Raw genomic sequence first — 15,454 nt, 5'->3', positions numbered from 1 at the left:
CGTATCGGTGAGGAAGTGGTCGCTGACGACGGTGAACAGGTCTTCACGTGACAGGCCCGCGATCATCCGTTCCTGGTCGGGACACACCACGACCGGGTTGGAGTTGTAGACCATCAACGCCTTCAGTGGTGGATCGAGTTCCAGTCCGCCCGTCAGCGCCTCGCCGAGTTGGTACAGGTTGACCACCCGCGTTCCCGGTGTCTGCAACTCGGTCTGCAGGAACGCCGGCCAGTTGACTGGAAACGCCCAGAGCGGGAGCTGGAGCAGCCCGCCTCCCGGGCGTCGCCACGCCCCGACCAGCGCAGGCAGGCACGAAATCGCGCGAACCGACTGTCCGCCACCGGCACTCCGTTCGATCGCCACGCCGATGCGGATGACGGAGGGTTGGGACTGCGCGTATTCGCGGGCAAGCGCGTAGATGTCGTCGACCGGGATTCCGGTTTCGTCCGAGGCCCACTCCGGGGTGTATCCGGCGACGCGTTCGACGAGTTCGTCGTATCCGATCGTGTGATCGGCGATGTAGGCATCGTCGGTGAGTCCCTCCGCGATGATCACGTTCATCATGGCCAGCGCGAGCGCGCCATCGGTGCCCGGCCGAATCGGGATGTACTGACTGGCTGCCTTTGCCGTGCGCGTCTTGACCGGATCGACCACGACGACTTTGGCGCCGCGCTTCTTGGCCTCGGCGATGTACGGCCAGAGATGCAGATTGGTGCTCATGACGTTCGACGCCCAGATGAGGATGAACTTCGAATGGACGAAGCTCTCCGGGTCGACGCCTGCGGTGTCGCCCACAGTCATCGCGTATGCGGTACAGGAGCCCGCATCGCAGTATGTGCGCTCGGCGACGGTAGCGCCGAGCCGATTGAAGAACGCATCGCCGACGTTCAAGCCCTGGGTGATCCCCTGAGTGCCAAGGTAGTTGCACGGCATGATCGCCTCGGGTCCGAACTCCGCGCTGACAGCGGTAAATTTGTCGGCGATCGTGGCGATGGCCTCGTCCCACGAGATCTGTTCGAATTGGCCACTTCCCTTGGGACCGGACCGTTTCAGAGGGTATAGAAGCCGATCCGGGTGGTACACCTTGTCGAGGTAGTTGTCGACTTTCACGCACAGACCGCCGTTGGTGTACGGCATCGACTTGCTGCCGCTGACACTGGTTGCCACTCCGTCGGAGACGGTGACGACCATTGCGCACGAGTCCGGACAGTCCTGCGGGCAGGCGCCGAGAACTGTCAACTCAGCGGGCTCGGACCGCTCCAGTGGCGGTGTGGACACAGCAGTGGCAGGTGTGTCGGAGACGATCGACATATGTGGACCCCCATGGGACGTGGGTTGATGGTCCTTGAATGCTCGCTCGAATCGTTGTGCGCGAGATGACCCTCAGTGCCAAGTTCTTGGCGCCGGGCGCCGCTGGAGCCTGTTACGATACGAACCGTACCGGATCTAAACCGAAACGAGGTCGACATGGTCGTAGTCACTGGAGGGCGTCCTCGCGACGATGAACGCGAGTCCGAGATATTGGACGTCGTGAACGCTCAGTTGGGCGAAGGTGGCTACGACAGTGTCACATTCGAGGGCGTTGCACGCCGTGCAGGCGCATCCAAGGCGACTCTGTACCGTCGTTGGAAAACCAAGCGAGACATGGTTATCGCCGCAGTGAAGGCTGGCCCCGCACGCGACGGGGCGGGTGCCGACATCGACACCGGCAGCCTACGCGGTGATCTGCTCGCCCTCTGTCGGCGATTGGCGGCGACCATGGCTGCTGCCGACGGGCGTATGCCGCTGCTGTTGCTCCAAGCAGGCCTCGAGGATCCTGTGCTCTGTGAAGAGATCGAACGATCCACCGGCCCGACCGGTGCCCGACTTCCGGACTCGGTGATCGAAGCAGCCGTTCGCCGCGGCGAACTGCCTCGAGGAGTCGACCCCTTCCCCTTCGAGGAGGTCGTCGGCGCCGTCGTTCTCCTCCGGCAGCTCAACGGGCTGCAAATCGACGACCACTATCTGGATGCACTCGTCGATTCGGTAGTGATCCCCGCCCTCCGCGCAACGGCGCTCGAAAAGCACGATCTTCCGGCAGGCATCTTCTCCGGTCACCCTGCCCATCGAACAGTGAAGGACACACGATGAAGGCAATGACAATCGATGGGTTTCGGTATCGGACCATGACCGGCGACGGGGGCGTGGAATTGAGCGTTGCCGTCGCTGGAACCGGGCCGGCTCTCGTATTGCTTCATGGCTTTCCACAGACGCACATCATGTGGCGGTACGTCGCGCACGAGCTCGCAGCTCGACACACGGTCATTGTCCCTGACCTTCGTGGATATGGGGCGAGTGCCAAACCGGCCGAAACCGATTCGGGGACCTACTCGAAGCGGACCATGGCCAACGACGTCGTGAGGGTCACCGCAGCGCTCGGATTCGACCGATTCGGCTTGGTCGGTCATGACCGGGGTGCCCTCGTCGGTGTTCGTGCGGGGCTGGACCATCCCGAAGCCGTCCAGTATCTCGGGATACTCGACGTACTCCCGACTGCAGACACGTGGGACGTTCTGCGTGGTATCGATGCCAAGGTGGCATGGCATCTGTACCTCATGGCTCAGCCCGCAGGACTGCCGGAGAAGATGATCAAGGCCGTCGGCCCCGAGTTCTTCGGTTCGTTCCTGGATTCGTGGGATCCCGATGGATCGACATTCACCCCTGGCGTTCGGGAGCACTACGTCGAGAGCTCTGTTGCTGCAGTGGATTCCATAGTCGCCGACTACCGAGCTACGGCGGGAATCGACCTCGACATGGACTTGGCGGACCGTGATGCCGGGGCTCGGCTCACGATGCCGGTAGGCGTGATCTCGCAGGACTGGGGATCGCAACTAGGCTTCGATGCTGCCGCGCTCTGGGGTGCGTGGGCCACCGATTCGACCTACGAACCCATTCAAGCCGGCCACTTCATGGCAGAAGAGAAGCCAGCCGAGATCGCACGATTCATCACCGCGCTGGCCGAACGGGGCGAAAGAGCGACAATCCGAGCCAGTGCGGAGACTTGCTGAGCCACGGCGGTTCCTGCAGCGACGTCACCCCCGATCGTTGCCCACCGCATCTCGCAGATGCTCGGCGAACGCCCGGGCGGAGGCGACGTCGTCCTCGTCGGGCTGTCCTTTGCGAATCCCGCCCACGAGCTTGAAGGGCAGGAACGTGTCGAAGCCTCGGCACGAGAACCCTCCGACAACGTCGAATCCCTTGTCCTCCAGAAGTTCGACGAGACGGCCGGAGAAGCGAGTGAGCCGGGTCTCGGGCAGTCCACTGGTCGCGAACAGAAATGCTGTGCGCCCGTCCTGCTGCGGCAACGACTCGACGAAGGCCCGTAAGTCGGAGTGGAACGACCCGAAGTAGATCCCCGACCCGAACCCGACCATGTCGTAGCCGGCGAGATCGGCAGCGGCGGGTGCGACGACCGGGGCGTCGAGCACGTCGCCTATGGCGTCGGCGATCTTCTTGGTGTTTCCGTGTGAGATGGAGGTGCACACGATGATCGATTTCGCCATACACACGAGCTTAGTGACACTTTGTCCACACTTTTCGCGCAGAGTTACTCACAGGCATGTAATTCGCCGGCATGGGACCTGAGCAGCTAGTTCGTAGTGGCAGCGGATGTTGATCCACAGCCCATCCACAGGGGGCCGGTATTGGTCCTCGAGTTATCCACAGTTCCTTCCACAGCCTGTTAGTGCATACGTTCGAATGCAGCGTGGCTCCTTCTCACCCGCAATCTCACCCTCACTCGGCACTGTTCGTCCGACAGCTGGACCTATGCTCGGCGAAGTCCTCCCAGCCCGAGGAGTGCCGATGTTCTCTGTTGCTCGCAGAGGTGCGGTGTGTGTTGTCGTCGCACTGCTCGTGGCGTCGTGCGCGCAGGAGGCACCCACGTCTGCGGGATCGAACTACGCGGATCAGGGGGCCGTCGCGCAGTACACCGAACCGGTGAAGCTCTCCAGCGAGAACGGCGTGCTCGAAGTCCGACTGTCGGCCCATCAGGGCAAGGTTTCGCTCGACACCGCGTCTGCTCCGGTGGAGAACTTTCTGCTCTACGGCTACGAGGTCGTCCAAGGCACGGCCTCGGATGGATCGACGAGCGGGCAGGATATCTACCCGGCACCCACTCTGCGGGTCGACCCGGGCGAGCAACTGATCATCCACTACGACAACGACCTGCAGGGCCTGACCATCGAGGACTTCTACGACCCGGCGTTCACTCCCGCAGGCGGCGAGGTGCCGCTCGTTCCGCCTACGCTCGACCAAGCCCCGCTCAATCTGCACACTCACGGATTGCACGTGAGCCCGAACGGCAACGCCGACAACGTACTACTGGACATCCCCGCCGGTATGGGCAACCGCTACGACTACGCGGTGCCGGAGGAAATGCCGAACGGAATGTACTGGTATCACAGTCATCTCCACACACTGACGGCCCAGCAGACGTACGCCGGACTCGCCGGACTTCTCGAAATCGGTCGTCCCGACGGTGATCTGCCGATCGTCACCGAGAACGACCTCCCGATCCGGGACATGGCGTTGCAGTACAACTTCGTCTTCGACAGAAAAGGGAGCGGCACCCAACTGAACGATCCCAACTGGCCGCAGTACGTCAGTACCCTCGAACCTCCGACCGAGCAGCAACTGTCCGACGGCACCTATCGTCCGAGCCTTGCGCCGGTGAACTTCGCCGAGACGAGCGACGGCGCTCAGTACATGACCAACTGGTACACCGGTCCGCTGTCCCCGGACAATCACCGCGGTCAGAACCAATTCATTCCGGGCAATCTGCAGAGCTTCAGCAGCGACACCGTCGATGTGCCTGCCGACCCGTCGCTCCCGGACAACCAGCGCGACGTCCAGTTCACCGTCAACGGCGGATTCCAACCCGAGCTGACCGCAAAACCCGGCCAGACCGCGATCTGGGTGCTGGCCAATATCAGCGACTTCGCCTACATGCCAGTGCAACTCACCGAAACCGCGACCGGAAATCATCCCGAGTTCGCACTCGTCGGACAGGACGGCAATCCGTTCGGCGAGGTCCAACGTCCGGTCGATGGGGACGGCACGCGGCTGGTGATCCCGCCGGGTTCCCGCTACTCGATCGCAGTCACGATGCCAGAGGAAGGCGAGCTCATCCTCGAGATGCCTCCGCTCGAGGGCGCGAAGCCTGTGGTCAACGACGGCATCCTGTACACCAACAACGGGACCGGCAATCCACCGGCGACGCTCGGCACAGTCACCGTCGACCCGTCGATCATCAGCTACGCCGACGGATTCTTCACCTTCCCGACTCAGAAGCTACTTCAGGTCACGCCCGAGGAGGGCGAGGGTGTGACCGTCCCGTTCGAGCCAGGTCAGAAGCTCGACGCCTACACCTCGTTCGTCGACACCGCTGCCATGCCCGTCGACGTCACGCGCGAACTGGTCGTATCCGGAGGGTTCTCGAACGACAAGGCAAGCGCGAGCGACCCGAAGGCGTTCACCTACGAGTTCGCGGCCAACACCTTCCCCAACATTCCGCTGATCCAGCCCCGGCTCGACTCCGTCGAGGAATGGAAGATCACCAATCTCAACAACGACGAACATCCGATGCACATCCACGTCAACGACTTTCAGGTGACCGAGATCGTGGATCCGGTTGCGGGGACCGTGACGGGGGTGCAGCCTTGGGGGCAGGATAACGTCAACGTTCCAGCTCCCGTCACCGACGATCAAGAGAACGCGCTGGAGCCGGCATCGGTCACGCTTCGGACGAAGTTCACCGACTACATCGGAACCTTCGTCATCCACTGTCACCGTCTCAATCACGAGGACAACGGCTTGATGGCGCTGGTCAGCGTAATCCCGGCAGTGTCGAGTTATGCTGTTGCACAGCCTGGTTCGGACGGGGTCGACGCAACGGTTCAGGTCTACGACGCGGCGGGCGATCGGCCGATCACCACGGTGACACCGTTCCCGGGCTTCGAGGGCACGCCGTCGGTATCGATGGGTGACATCGACGGCGACATGGTGCTCGATCTCGTTGTCGGAACCGGGCCGGGAACCGTCCCGGAAGTCGTGGGCTACAACGGCGTCGGTGCGGCACCCTTCACCGAAGAGCTGATCCGATTCGAACCCGCTGGCGGTTCTGCCGACGGTGGCATCGTGGTCGCTGCTGCCGATATCGACGGAAATGCCCTGCGTGACAACATCATCGTAGGAACCGGGCCGGGTACGGAGTCCGAGGTGACGGTGTACTCGTCGAGCCTGCCGGCAGAGAACGGCACCGCGCCCGACGTCTTCGACGCCTTCACCCCGTATCCCGGCTCGGACCGCGGCGTCACCATCGCCACCGGCATGGTCGACGCTTCGTCCGGCCGCACGAGCATCGTGACCGCGCCGGGGGCCGGGGATGCACCGCTGGTGAAGACCTTCCGGTACGACCTCTTCCAGCCGACCGCCGCCAGTTCCGGATCCGACGAACACGCACACGGTGAGGGCCCGACGCAGACCTCGGAGTTCATGGCGTTCGACGAGACCTACGTTGGCGGGGTGTCACTGTCCACGGGCTGGGTCGCCGGTGTGGAAGGCGGTGCGCAGTCGATCGTCGCAGGGATGGCAGGGGGAAACGGTACCGTTCGGACGTTCTCGGCCGGATCGAGACTCGACGGTGGCCCCGCGATGTACCTCGAATCTCCGAATCATCACGGCGGCACTGTCGATTTCGCGCAGACGTCGTCGTTCGTGCCCTTACCCGGCTCTCCGGGCGTCACGATCGCGACGACGGCAACCACGTCGGGAGCTGATCTGCTCGTGTCCGGTGTCGGCGGCGAGGTGCGCAAGTACAACCTGATCCGTCCCGAACCGTCCGCGGACATCCTGGTTCCGGCCGAGGTGGGCCGTCTCGATTCGCGACCGGGCAATGAAGTCGCACTCCCACTCGGTGGCCGTTGAAATACTCAGGAGGACAGATGTCGAAGGTGGCGCAATGAATCTCGGCACGATCGGTGAAGTCAAACGGCCTACGTCACTCGATCAGATCGACGGGTGGCGCGATGGCTACGCCTGGTTGGCAGGAGGAACCTGGCTGTTCTCCGAACCCCAGGTCTCGAGCGATACGTTGATCGATCTGGACAGTCTCGGGTGGCAGGCACTGACGGTGTCCGACGACGGGTTGGAGATCGCCGCGACGTGCCGGATCGCGGAACTGTTCGACTTCGCGGCTCCCGCCGAGTGGACTGCGGCGCCGCTGTTTCGTGATTGTTGTCGATCGTTGCTGGCGTCGTTCAAAATTTGGAACGCGGCGACGGTCGGCGGGAACATCTGTATGTCACTTCCCGCGGGTGCAATGATCTCGCTGACTGCTGCATTGGAAGGTGTGTACACCCTCGTGCCGCGGTCCGGGGCGCCGCGTGAAGTCGCGGCAACGGAGTTCGTGACCGGTGATCATGCGAACATCCTCGAACGAGGCGAGCTGCTGCGGTCCGTCTCGCTGCCCGCGAGTGCTCTCACCAAGCGCTATGCGTGGCGCCAGCAGTCGCTCGTTCACGCGGGCCGATCCGCAGCACTCGTCATCGGAACGTGCGCGGCAGACGGTTCCGACTTCCGACTGACGGCGACGGCTGCGACGCCGCGGCCGGTACAGGTTGCGTACGAGCGTATTCCGAGCCCGCAGGATCTTCGCGCAGGGATCGAATCCGCGACCGCCGTCGACGGCTTCTTCGACGATGTCAACGGCTCTGCGCCCTACAAACAGCACCTGACCTATTACTTCGCCGAGCAGATCCGTACGGAGTTGTCATGAGTGAATTCGAGGTCGACGGAAAGCTCTTCTCGGCCGAACCCGAACCGGGCCAGTGTCTGCGCACGTTCCTGCGTGACCGCGAGGTGTATGGCGTCAAGAAGGGTTGTGACGCAGGGGATTGCGGTGCGTGCACGGTATGGCTGGACGGCACGCCGTTTCATTCGTGTCTAGTCCCGGCGTTCCGAGCGGCGGGGAAGAAGGTCACTACCGTGCAGGGGCTCGCGAACGGCGACGGTCTGCATCCGATGCAGCAGTCGTTCCATGACGCCCAGTCGTTTCAGTGTGGATTCTGTGCGGCCGGGATGATCATGACGGCGGCGTCGCTGTCGGATGAGCAGAAAGAAGATCTGCCGAGGGCGTTGAAGGGAAACCTGTGCCGGTGCACCGGATACAGGTCAATCGCCGACGCCCTTCACGGTCTGACCGAAGCCGAACCGGACGTGGCCGGGAAGGCGTGCGGGGCAAGCCTCGCCAACCCGTTCACCGAGGACATCGTGACCGGACACGCGCGATACACCATGGATGTCACCGTCCCGAATGTCTTGCACCTGAAAGTCCTGAGGTCTCCGCACGCGCATGCACGCATCACCGGCATCGACCGAAGCGCAGCGATGGCTGTTCCCGGTGTGGTCCATGTGTTCACCCACGAAGATGTTCCGCAGCGCCTGTACAGCACGGCACTGCACGAGGACCATCTGGTGGATCCGGACGACACGCTGATCCTCGACGACGTCATTCGGTTCGTCGGACAGCGCATAGCCGCAGTCGTCGCCGAGACCGAGGCGGCAGCCGAGGAGGGCTGCCGAGCACTGATGGTCACCTACGACGAACTCCCGGCCGTCTTCGACCCGTTCGTAGCGATGGAACCGGATGCTCCGCTGTTGCACGACAAAGGATTCGAGGAGAACGGCAACATCTTCGTCGACATCCACGGCGAGGTCGGTAGTGTCGAAGCAGGGTTCGCCACGGCCGATGCCGTGCACGAGCGGACCTACTCGACCTCCAGAGTCCAGCACGCCCACCTCGAGACCCACGGCTCCATCGCGTGGCGCGGGGACGACGGCCGCTGGCACGTTCGGACGAGTACGCAGGGACCGTTCATCGTGCAGGCCAAGCTCTGCTACCTGCTGGGATTGCGGGCACGCGACGTGCACGTGTTCACCGAACGGGTCGGGGGCGGTTTCGGCGGCAAACAAGAGATGATCTCCGAGGACCTGGTGCTGTGGGCGACCATGAAGCTCGGCCGTCCGGTCAAATGGGAATGGACGCGCGAGGAAGAGTTCATCGGCTCGACCACTCGGCATCAGATGACCACGCGCGTGAAGCTCGGTGCAACGCGGGATGGGACGCTGACAGCACTCGACGTGTACGTGGTCTCCAACACCGGGGCCTACGCCAACCACGCCAGCGAAACACTCGCCGCCGCGCTGGGCAGTCCACTGGCCGCGTACCGGTGCCCGAACAAGAAGGCTCTGGGCTACGCGGTCTACACCAATGTCATTCCAGGAGGCGGTTTCCGCGGATATGGCGCCTCGCAGACCACGTTCGCGATCGAATGCGCGATGGACGAACTGGCGCACCTGCTCGGGATGAGTCCGCTGGCGCTTCGTCGCAAGAACATGGTGGGGCCGACCGATCTCGTCGAGTCGGTATGGGACGGCCCGAGCGACGCGGCCTTCGGAAGCTACGGGCTCGATCAATGCCTCGACCACGTCGAGGCATCCCTCGCGCGAGGCAACGGGGTGGAGAAGCCGGACGGCGAGGATTGGCTCGTCGGAACAGGCGTCGCATTGGCTCTGCTCGAGTGTGGACCTCCCACCGAGCACCGCTCGGGTGCCGAGTTGACACTACTCGAGGACGGCACGTACCACCTTGCTGTCGGGTCTTCGGAGATGGGGAACGGAATAACGAACGCACACAGGCAGATTGCCGCTGGAATTCTCGGCACACGTGCGGCCGAGGTGGACATCGTCAATGCAGACACGGACAGGACACTCTACGACACCGGCACCTTCGCGAGTACCGGTACCGTCGTGGCGGGCAAAGCCGTCCATCTGACCGCACTGGCACTGCGGGACGACATTCTGAAGTTCGCGAGCGAATTCAGCGGTGTCCCCCTCGACGAGTGTGTTCTCGACAACGATGCCGTGGTGTGTGGCGATCGACGGGTGAAGCTGGCGGAGTTGTACGCGGCTCGTGCCGAATCAGGGAGGAAGCTGCACGCAACGAGGAAGGCGTATCTGACTCCGAGGACCATCGCGTCCAACGTCCAGGGTGTTCGTCTGGCCGTGCACCGGGTGACCGGCGAGATCCGGCTCCTGCAGAGTGTGCACGGCGCAGACATCGGCCGTCCGATCAATCCGCTCCAGTGTCGCGGCCAGATCGACGGCGCGGTCGGCATGGCGTTCGGTTGGGCATTGACCGAGAACATGGTCCACGACAGCAGAGGTGCGGTGGTGAACCCGAACTTCCGCAACTATCGGATCCCTGCGTTCGCGGATCTTCCACCGACGGAAGTGTTCTTCGCCGACACCTACGACACCATCGGACCGATGGGCGCGAAGTCGCAGGGCGAGTGTGCCATCAACCCGGTGGCCCCGGCGGTATCGAACGCCCTTCTCGACGCGACCGGAATACGGTTCGAGTCTCTGCCGTTCACTCCCGACCGCCTGTTCTCCAAGTTGACGTCCTTGTAACTGACCCGCCCGTCCCTCGGTTTGCTCTGTAGAGTGGTCGAAACTCGTGAGCGCTGAGGGGGTCAGCAATGGATCGAGCAGATCACAACCAGTCTGTCTTCGACGATCCGAGGGTCGCCGCGGAGTACGAGGCGTATGCAGCGCCGACCGAGGGTTTTCTCGATCGGGGCGAGGCAGCGGCCCTGGTGTCCGCGGCTCGGATCGTGCGGGGTTCGCCCGTGCTCGACGTGGGTGTCGGCGGCGGTCGGACGACGTCACTACTCCTGCTGCTCACCGACGACTACACCGCTCTCGACTACTCGCCGAACATGATCGACGCCTTCCGTCGCGGCTTCCCGCGCCTTCCAGCTCACGTCGGTGACGCCCGGGATATGGCCGAAATAGAGAGCGGGAGATACGGTCTCGTGCTGTTCAGCAACAACGGCATGGACACCGTCGAACACGGTGACCGGGGACTCGTCCTCGCCGAGTTCAGGCGTGTCGTCGCCGACGACGGGGTCGTGGTGTTCGCAACCCTCAACAAGGACGGCCCCTCGTTCGGAGAGTCTCCGTTCCAGATCGCACGCCCTACCGAGCCGGTCAGGGTGTCGGCGCGCGGACTGCTTCAGACTGTCGGACGCAGGCTTCTCGACCCATCGAGAGCAGTCCGGCGAGTGACGAACTGGCGCCGCAATCGACGTCGTGAAGAGGATCACGGTGAGTGGGCCGTGGGACCCCTTGCGGCGCATGACTTCGCGCCGGTGATGCACTTCACTTCGCTGCAGGATCTACGTCTCCTGACGCAGGCTGCAGGTTTCGAGATCCTGGCGATCTACGGCGACGACGGGGTTGCCATCGATCCGTCGCAAACCCATTCGCAGGCAGACAATTTCACGGTGGTGGCGCGGCCGACACCGCTGAGTTGTGAGTCGAGTGGTTCAGTTTCGTCGGAACCGGGCATAAATCGATCATGACGAAATTACTCTTTGCTGTCACGGCCGCCGACCACTGGACTTTGAACGACGGTTCCGATCACCCGACCGGATTCTGGGCCGAGGAGCTCGTCGAGTCGCATCGGACGTTCGTCGAAGCGGGATGGGACGTCGTCGTGGCCACTCCGGGAGGCAAGGCGCCGGTGGTCGACGAGGGCTCACTGTCGGTGGATGCCAACGGTGGCGACGACGCCAAGGTGGCCGATCAGAGGAAGTACCTGGACTCGATCGAGTCGATTCTGCAGAGTCCCGCCTTGCTCGAGGAGCAGCTGGCTGCGGACTTCGACGCACTCTTCGTCCCGGGCGGGCACGGTCCCATGCAGGACCTGGCCGTATCGGATCAGTTCGGTGCTGTGGTGTCCGACTTCCTCGACGGCGGCAAGCTGGTCTCGGCGGTGTGTCACGCTCCGGCGGCGCTGCTGCCCGCGACCCGGTCCGATGGCGTCTGGGCATTCGACGGCTATGAAATGACGGGCTTCACGAACGAGGAAGAGACGCAGGCGGGCCTTGCGGACAAGGCGCCGTGGCTGCTCGAGACTCGTCTGCGCGAATCGGGAGCGCAGTTCTCCAACACCGACGCGTGGGCTCCGCACGTCGTCGTCGATCGCAACGTCTACACCGGCCAGAACCCCGCGTCGACGAAGCCACTGGCAGATCGCGTCGTGGAGGCGTTGTCCTGAGCTACCTGGTGCAGTCGAACTCGTCGGCTCCGCGCGCGAGCACGATGCGATTTCGCCCCTGCCTCTTGGCGTCGTAGAGCGCTCGGTCGGCGGCCACGACCAGATTCTCGACGGTGTCGGATCCAGTTGCGATTCCGATACTGACAGTGACTCCGTGGCCGGTCAGGGGCTCGGTGGCGCGGTTGTACTGGCCGATTCGGATCGAATCCGCAAGTGCGAAGGCGTGGTCTTCCGAGGTATCGCGAAGGTAGACGGCGAATTCCTCGCCGCCGAGCCGGGCGAACAGGTGGCCCCCGCGCAGCTGTGATCGAACGTCGTCGGCGAAGCGTTCGAGTGCGGCGTCGCCGGCACTGTGGCCGTACGTGTCGTTCAGCGACTTGAAGTGGTCGAGGTCCAACATCATGATTGCTGCGGACCCGGCGCCCCAATCTCGCGTCAGGTTCTGCACGCGCCGGTAGAACTCGTCCCGCCGCAAGGCCCCGGTGAGATCGTCGTGAGCCACGGCTCGACGCAGCGCGGCCAGCGCAATTCGGCGCTCGTTCGTCACGCATGCCACCGCCACTGGGGCGATCGCCAGGAACGAGAGCCCGATGATCACCGACAGGGTCACCGGCATCGCATGGTCGAGGCCTGGCATTCCGAGGTGGCCGTCCGCGGTGAGAATCAGCATCCACACCGTAGTGGTCAGGATGAACAACGACGTGACGAAGACACCCGTCATCAAAGCCGCGACGACGAGCGCGGGTGTGGCAAAAGTGATGGCGCCGGCACCGCCGACGAACCACACCAGGATCAACCCGAGCGCAAGCAGCGCCGCTGCTGGGACAGTGCGCCGGAGAAGAGCACTCGCCTCGCGCCGACGTTGAATCCGGCGAAGGTACGTCAGCGTCGGGGCGGTCAGTACTGCCGGCATGACGGACATGTAGTTCAGGAACTCACCGACGAACCAGCGGGTCGCGCCCTCCTCCCACGGTTGCCCGTGAAGGGCCGCGTTGGCGAACCCTCCCGCGACTGCGGCGGCGGCCGAAGCGGCGACGATCAGGGCGGCGAGCAGAGTGAGGGATTGGACGCGTTCGAGCCACGGGCGCGTCTGCCCGATGAAGCGGTACAACGCGAAGCCCGCCACTACCCCCGCCAGGTTGCATAGGTTGAGCACGACGTTGGGGACGAGGGGACTGCCGGTGACAGCGTCGGCAAGAAAGAACCCGAGTGCTGCACATATCCAGGTCGCCGGGGTGGCGGATCGGGGACTGCGCAGCAGAATTCCGAGAAGAAGCGCGTTGGCGGGCCAGAACACGGCGAGCGTTCCCGGCAGTCGGGTGGCAATTCCGAGCAGACAGGCGACGAATACCGCTACCCCGATCAGCGCCGACCGTCGGGCTGCGTCGACGGCATCGGGGGAGAGACGACTAGCGGCCACAACTGCTCGTACCCGGAGAATCCATCGTGAAACCCAATTTCGGCCGACAACACATCGTGAAGGATGTTCAGTGTGTCAGAACCGACGCCGAAACCGCATTCCGATCGGTCGTCCGTCCGGGTCCACGAACAGGCGATACGCCACCGCTGCTGCTCGTTGCTGCCACTGCGGGGGTACGTCGATGTTGTGACGGCGCAGTCGTCCGGACGGCCTCGGCGACCCGGAGGGCGCACGATGCCAGGCGTCGAGACGTTCTGCGCTACTGCTCACGGTGTCGAAGAAGGACGTCGGATCGATCAGGTCCGCATCGTCACCGGTAGCACGCCCCAGATGTTCGCGCGCCAGTTCGAGCCGCAGTTCGCGCGCGAACACCCGCGCGCCGTCACCGAGGCGGCCGGGATCCGTCGGTGCCCGTTCGTCGCGCTCGGCGTCGATGATCGCTGCCGTCAATTCCGAATCGTGCGTCCAGGAGCGCCGGTTGAAGTTGTCCGACCCGATCGCAGCCCAGACATCGTCGACGATGCAGACCTTCGAGTGGACGTACACGGGGATTCCTCGATCGTTCTCCAGATCGAGGACCAGCACGCGGTCACCGCCCGCGTCGCGGATCACGTCGAGCGCAGCCGAGTGACCGAGAAGCGCCGACGGGATGGTGATGGCGCTGTCGTCGTCGAGATACTTCGGTACGACGATGACCAGTCGTAGATCGGGTGAACGTCGCAGGGCTGCCGCGAACACACGCGCGACGTCCACCGACCACAAGTACTGATCCTCGACGTAGATGAGCCGACGTGCGCGGCGAAGCACCTTCGCGTAGGCCCGAGCAGCGCTGCGCTCGCCTTTCGTCGCGAAGGGATACGCCGGCCGTCGCCGTGGATAGGTCCGCAGCAACTGCACCGCGCACGTCCCCGCCGGCTCGGGCGCGTCGATCTGGACGGGCAGTTCGGACGGCTCACGCGTGACTCCGCGGAGTATGTCGGGGATGGCGTGCCACGGTAGCCGTGACAGAGCGGCCGGATCTTCCCAGCGCTCACGAAACACGTCCTCGACGTCGCGGACGGTCGGGCCCTCGAGCCGTACCTGCATGTCGTGCCAAGCCGGGATCTCGCCGTACTCCGGAGGGAACGGCCTGCTGACCGGGTCGCCGAAATGGTCGGCGTCGTCGCGGCGTGCACGCGCAAGATCGATTCCGCCGACGAATGCGACGTCCGGCTTCGCGGGATCCCGATAGCGGACGACGACGAACTTCTGGTGGTGACTGCCGAGCGCGAGGACGCGCTGATCCAGGATGACCTCACCGCCGGCATCTTCCAGGCGTTGCGCCAGTTTTCGGTTCTTCGGGCCGGTGAAGCCGAGTGTGTCGATGTGCGAGCGCCAGACCATGCCCTTGACGATGCCGCCGCGGCCTGCGACATCGGCAAGGGCTTGTTCGATGGTGACCCCGTCGTCGGTCAGCACCTGCTCGGGGTCGCCGCGCCAGTCGGTGAACAGTACGAGGTCTCCGGCGCCCGCCTTGTCGAGGGCGGCGGCCAGAGCTGCGAAGTACGGCTTTCCGTGAACGAGGGGGACGGCGCGGTTGCCCTCGGTCCATGCCGCTATTCGAGTGTCGGGGTTGCCGCGTTCCTCGCTGCTGAGGAACCACGGGTGGGCCGAGTCGAACTTCTGGACCTGGTCGTACAGAGCGGCGCTGCTTCGGCCGAGGCGCTGCGCGAGCGCGTCGACAGTACGGCGTAGCCGCTGGGGTATCACGACTGGAAATGATGTCAGAGGGTTCGGCGAAGTCGCTCAGGTGGTCGGGTTGAACTCGGGCTGATCGATGATGCGCAGCCACGATCCGTCCGGCTGACGCCTGACCACCTGTGCGCGGGCGC

The 15,454-nt window shown here is 64.0% G+C and carries 11 protein-coding genes and 1 pseudogene; 7 read left to right on the top strand and 5 right to left on the bottom strand.

The genetic code is table 11. The annotated features are described in order from the left end of the window. On the bottom strand, positions 1-1,311 hold a 1,311-nt coding region (locus A2J03_RS25205), incomplete at its 3' end, for a molybdopterin-dependent oxidoreductase (protein WP_156520576.1). 156 nt (positions 1,312-1,467) lie between these two features. Between A2J03_RS25205 and A2J03_RS25200 the strand changes: the two genes are divergently transcribed. After that, a complete protein-coding gene (locus A2J03_RS25200; RefSeq protein WP_068379600.1) occupies positions 1,468-2,130 on the top strand; it encodes a TetR/AcrR family transcriptional regulator in 663 nt (220 codons plus the stop codon). A 5-nt stretch (positions 2,131-2,135) separates the two neighbouring features. Then, positions 2,136-3,047: an alpha/beta fold hydrolase gene (locus A2J03_RS25195; RefSeq protein WP_442971409.1), complete on the top strand. Its 912-nt coding sequence runs from the start codon at positions 2,136-2,138 to the stop codon at positions 3,045-3,047. A 24-nt stretch (positions 3,048-3,071) separates the two neighbouring features. On the opposite strand, the gene A2J03_RS25190 is transcribed toward A2J03_RS25195, so the two are convergent. Next, complete coding sequence (locus A2J03_RS25190; protein ID WP_068379594.1) at positions 3,072-3,542, bottom strand: flavodoxin family protein; 471 nt, start codon at positions 3,540-3,542, stop codon at positions 3,072-3,074. 301 nt (positions 3,543-3,843) lie between these two features. On the opposite strand from A2J03_RS25190, the gene A2J03_RS25185 reads away from it, so the two are divergent. The 5 genes from A2J03_RS25185 (at position 3,844) to A2J03_RS25165 (ending at position 12,163) form a co-directional block, all read left to right on the top strand. Beyond that, entirely contained in the window at positions 3,844-6,966 is a 3,123-nt protein-coding gene (locus A2J03_RS25185; RefSeq protein ID WP_082898086.1) for a multicopper oxidase family protein, read from the top strand. Between the two features lie 34 nt (positions 6,967-7,000). Beyond that, on the top strand, positions 7,001-7,816 hold the full coding sequence (locus A2J03_RS25180) for an FAD binding domain-containing protein (RefSeq protein ID WP_068379588.1): 816 nt from the start codon (positions 7,001-7,003) through the stop codon (positions 7,814-7,816). Continuing rightward, positions 7,813-10,512: a molybdopterin-dependent oxidoreductase gene (locus A2J03_RS25175; RefSeq protein ID WP_068379585.1), complete on the top strand. Its 2,700-nt coding sequence runs from the start codon at positions 7,813-7,815 to the stop codon at positions 10,510-10,512. Before A2J03_RS25180 ends, A2J03_RS25175 begins: the two co-directional genes overlap by 4 nt. A 68-nt stretch (positions 10,513-10,580) precedes the next feature. Beyond that, the gene (locus A2J03_RS25170) at positions 10,581-11,465 is read left to right on the top strand and encodes a class I SAM-dependent methyltransferase (RefSeq protein WP_082898084.1); all 885 of its coding nucleotides are present in this window, start codon (positions 10,581-10,583) and stop codon (positions 11,463-11,465) included. Continuing rightward, positions 11,462-12,163, top strand: coding sequence for a type 1 glutamine amidotransferase domain-containing protein (locus A2J03_RS25165; RefSeq protein WP_068379582.1), 702 nt, complete (start codon positions 11,462-11,464; stop codon positions 12,161-12,163). The genes A2J03_RS25170 and A2J03_RS25165 overlap by 4 nt, the downstream gene beginning before the upstream one ends. A gap of 1 nt (position 12,164) precedes the next feature. On the opposite strand, the gene A2J03_RS25160 is transcribed toward A2J03_RS25165, so the two are convergent. The 3 genes and pseudogenes from A2J03_RS25160 to A2J03_RS32125 form a co-directional block, all read right to left on the bottom strand. Continuing rightward, positions 12,165-13,583 (bottom strand): GGDEF domain-containing protein, encoded by a 1,419-nt coding sequence (locus tag A2J03_RS25160; protein ID WP_068379579.1) that lies wholly within the window; start codon positions 13,581-13,583, stop codon positions 12,165-12,167. Between the two features lie 75 nt (positions 13,584-13,658). Continuing rightward, positions 13,659-15,332, bottom strand: a complete 1,674-nt coding sequence (locus A2J03_RS25155; RefSeq protein WP_068379576.1) for a phospholipase D family protein — start codon at positions 15,330-15,332, stop codon at positions 13,659-13,661. A 36-nt stretch (positions 15,333-15,368) separates the two neighbouring features. Then, positions 15,369-15,452, bottom strand: a pseudogene (locus A2J03_RS32125) (DUF4440 domain-containing protein); the annotation flags it as partial. Positions 15,453-15,454 lie beyond the last annotated feature (2 nt).

Origin of the sequence: Rhodococcus sp. EPR-157 (assembly GCF_001647195.1) — a bacterium.
Classification (GTDB): domain Bacteria; phylum Actinomycetota; class Actinomycetes; order Mycobacteriales; family Mycobacteriaceae; genus Rhodococcoides.
The sequence above is the reverse complement of the archived record's forward strand: the minus strand, read 5'-3'. Positions and strand labels throughout refer to the sequence as shown.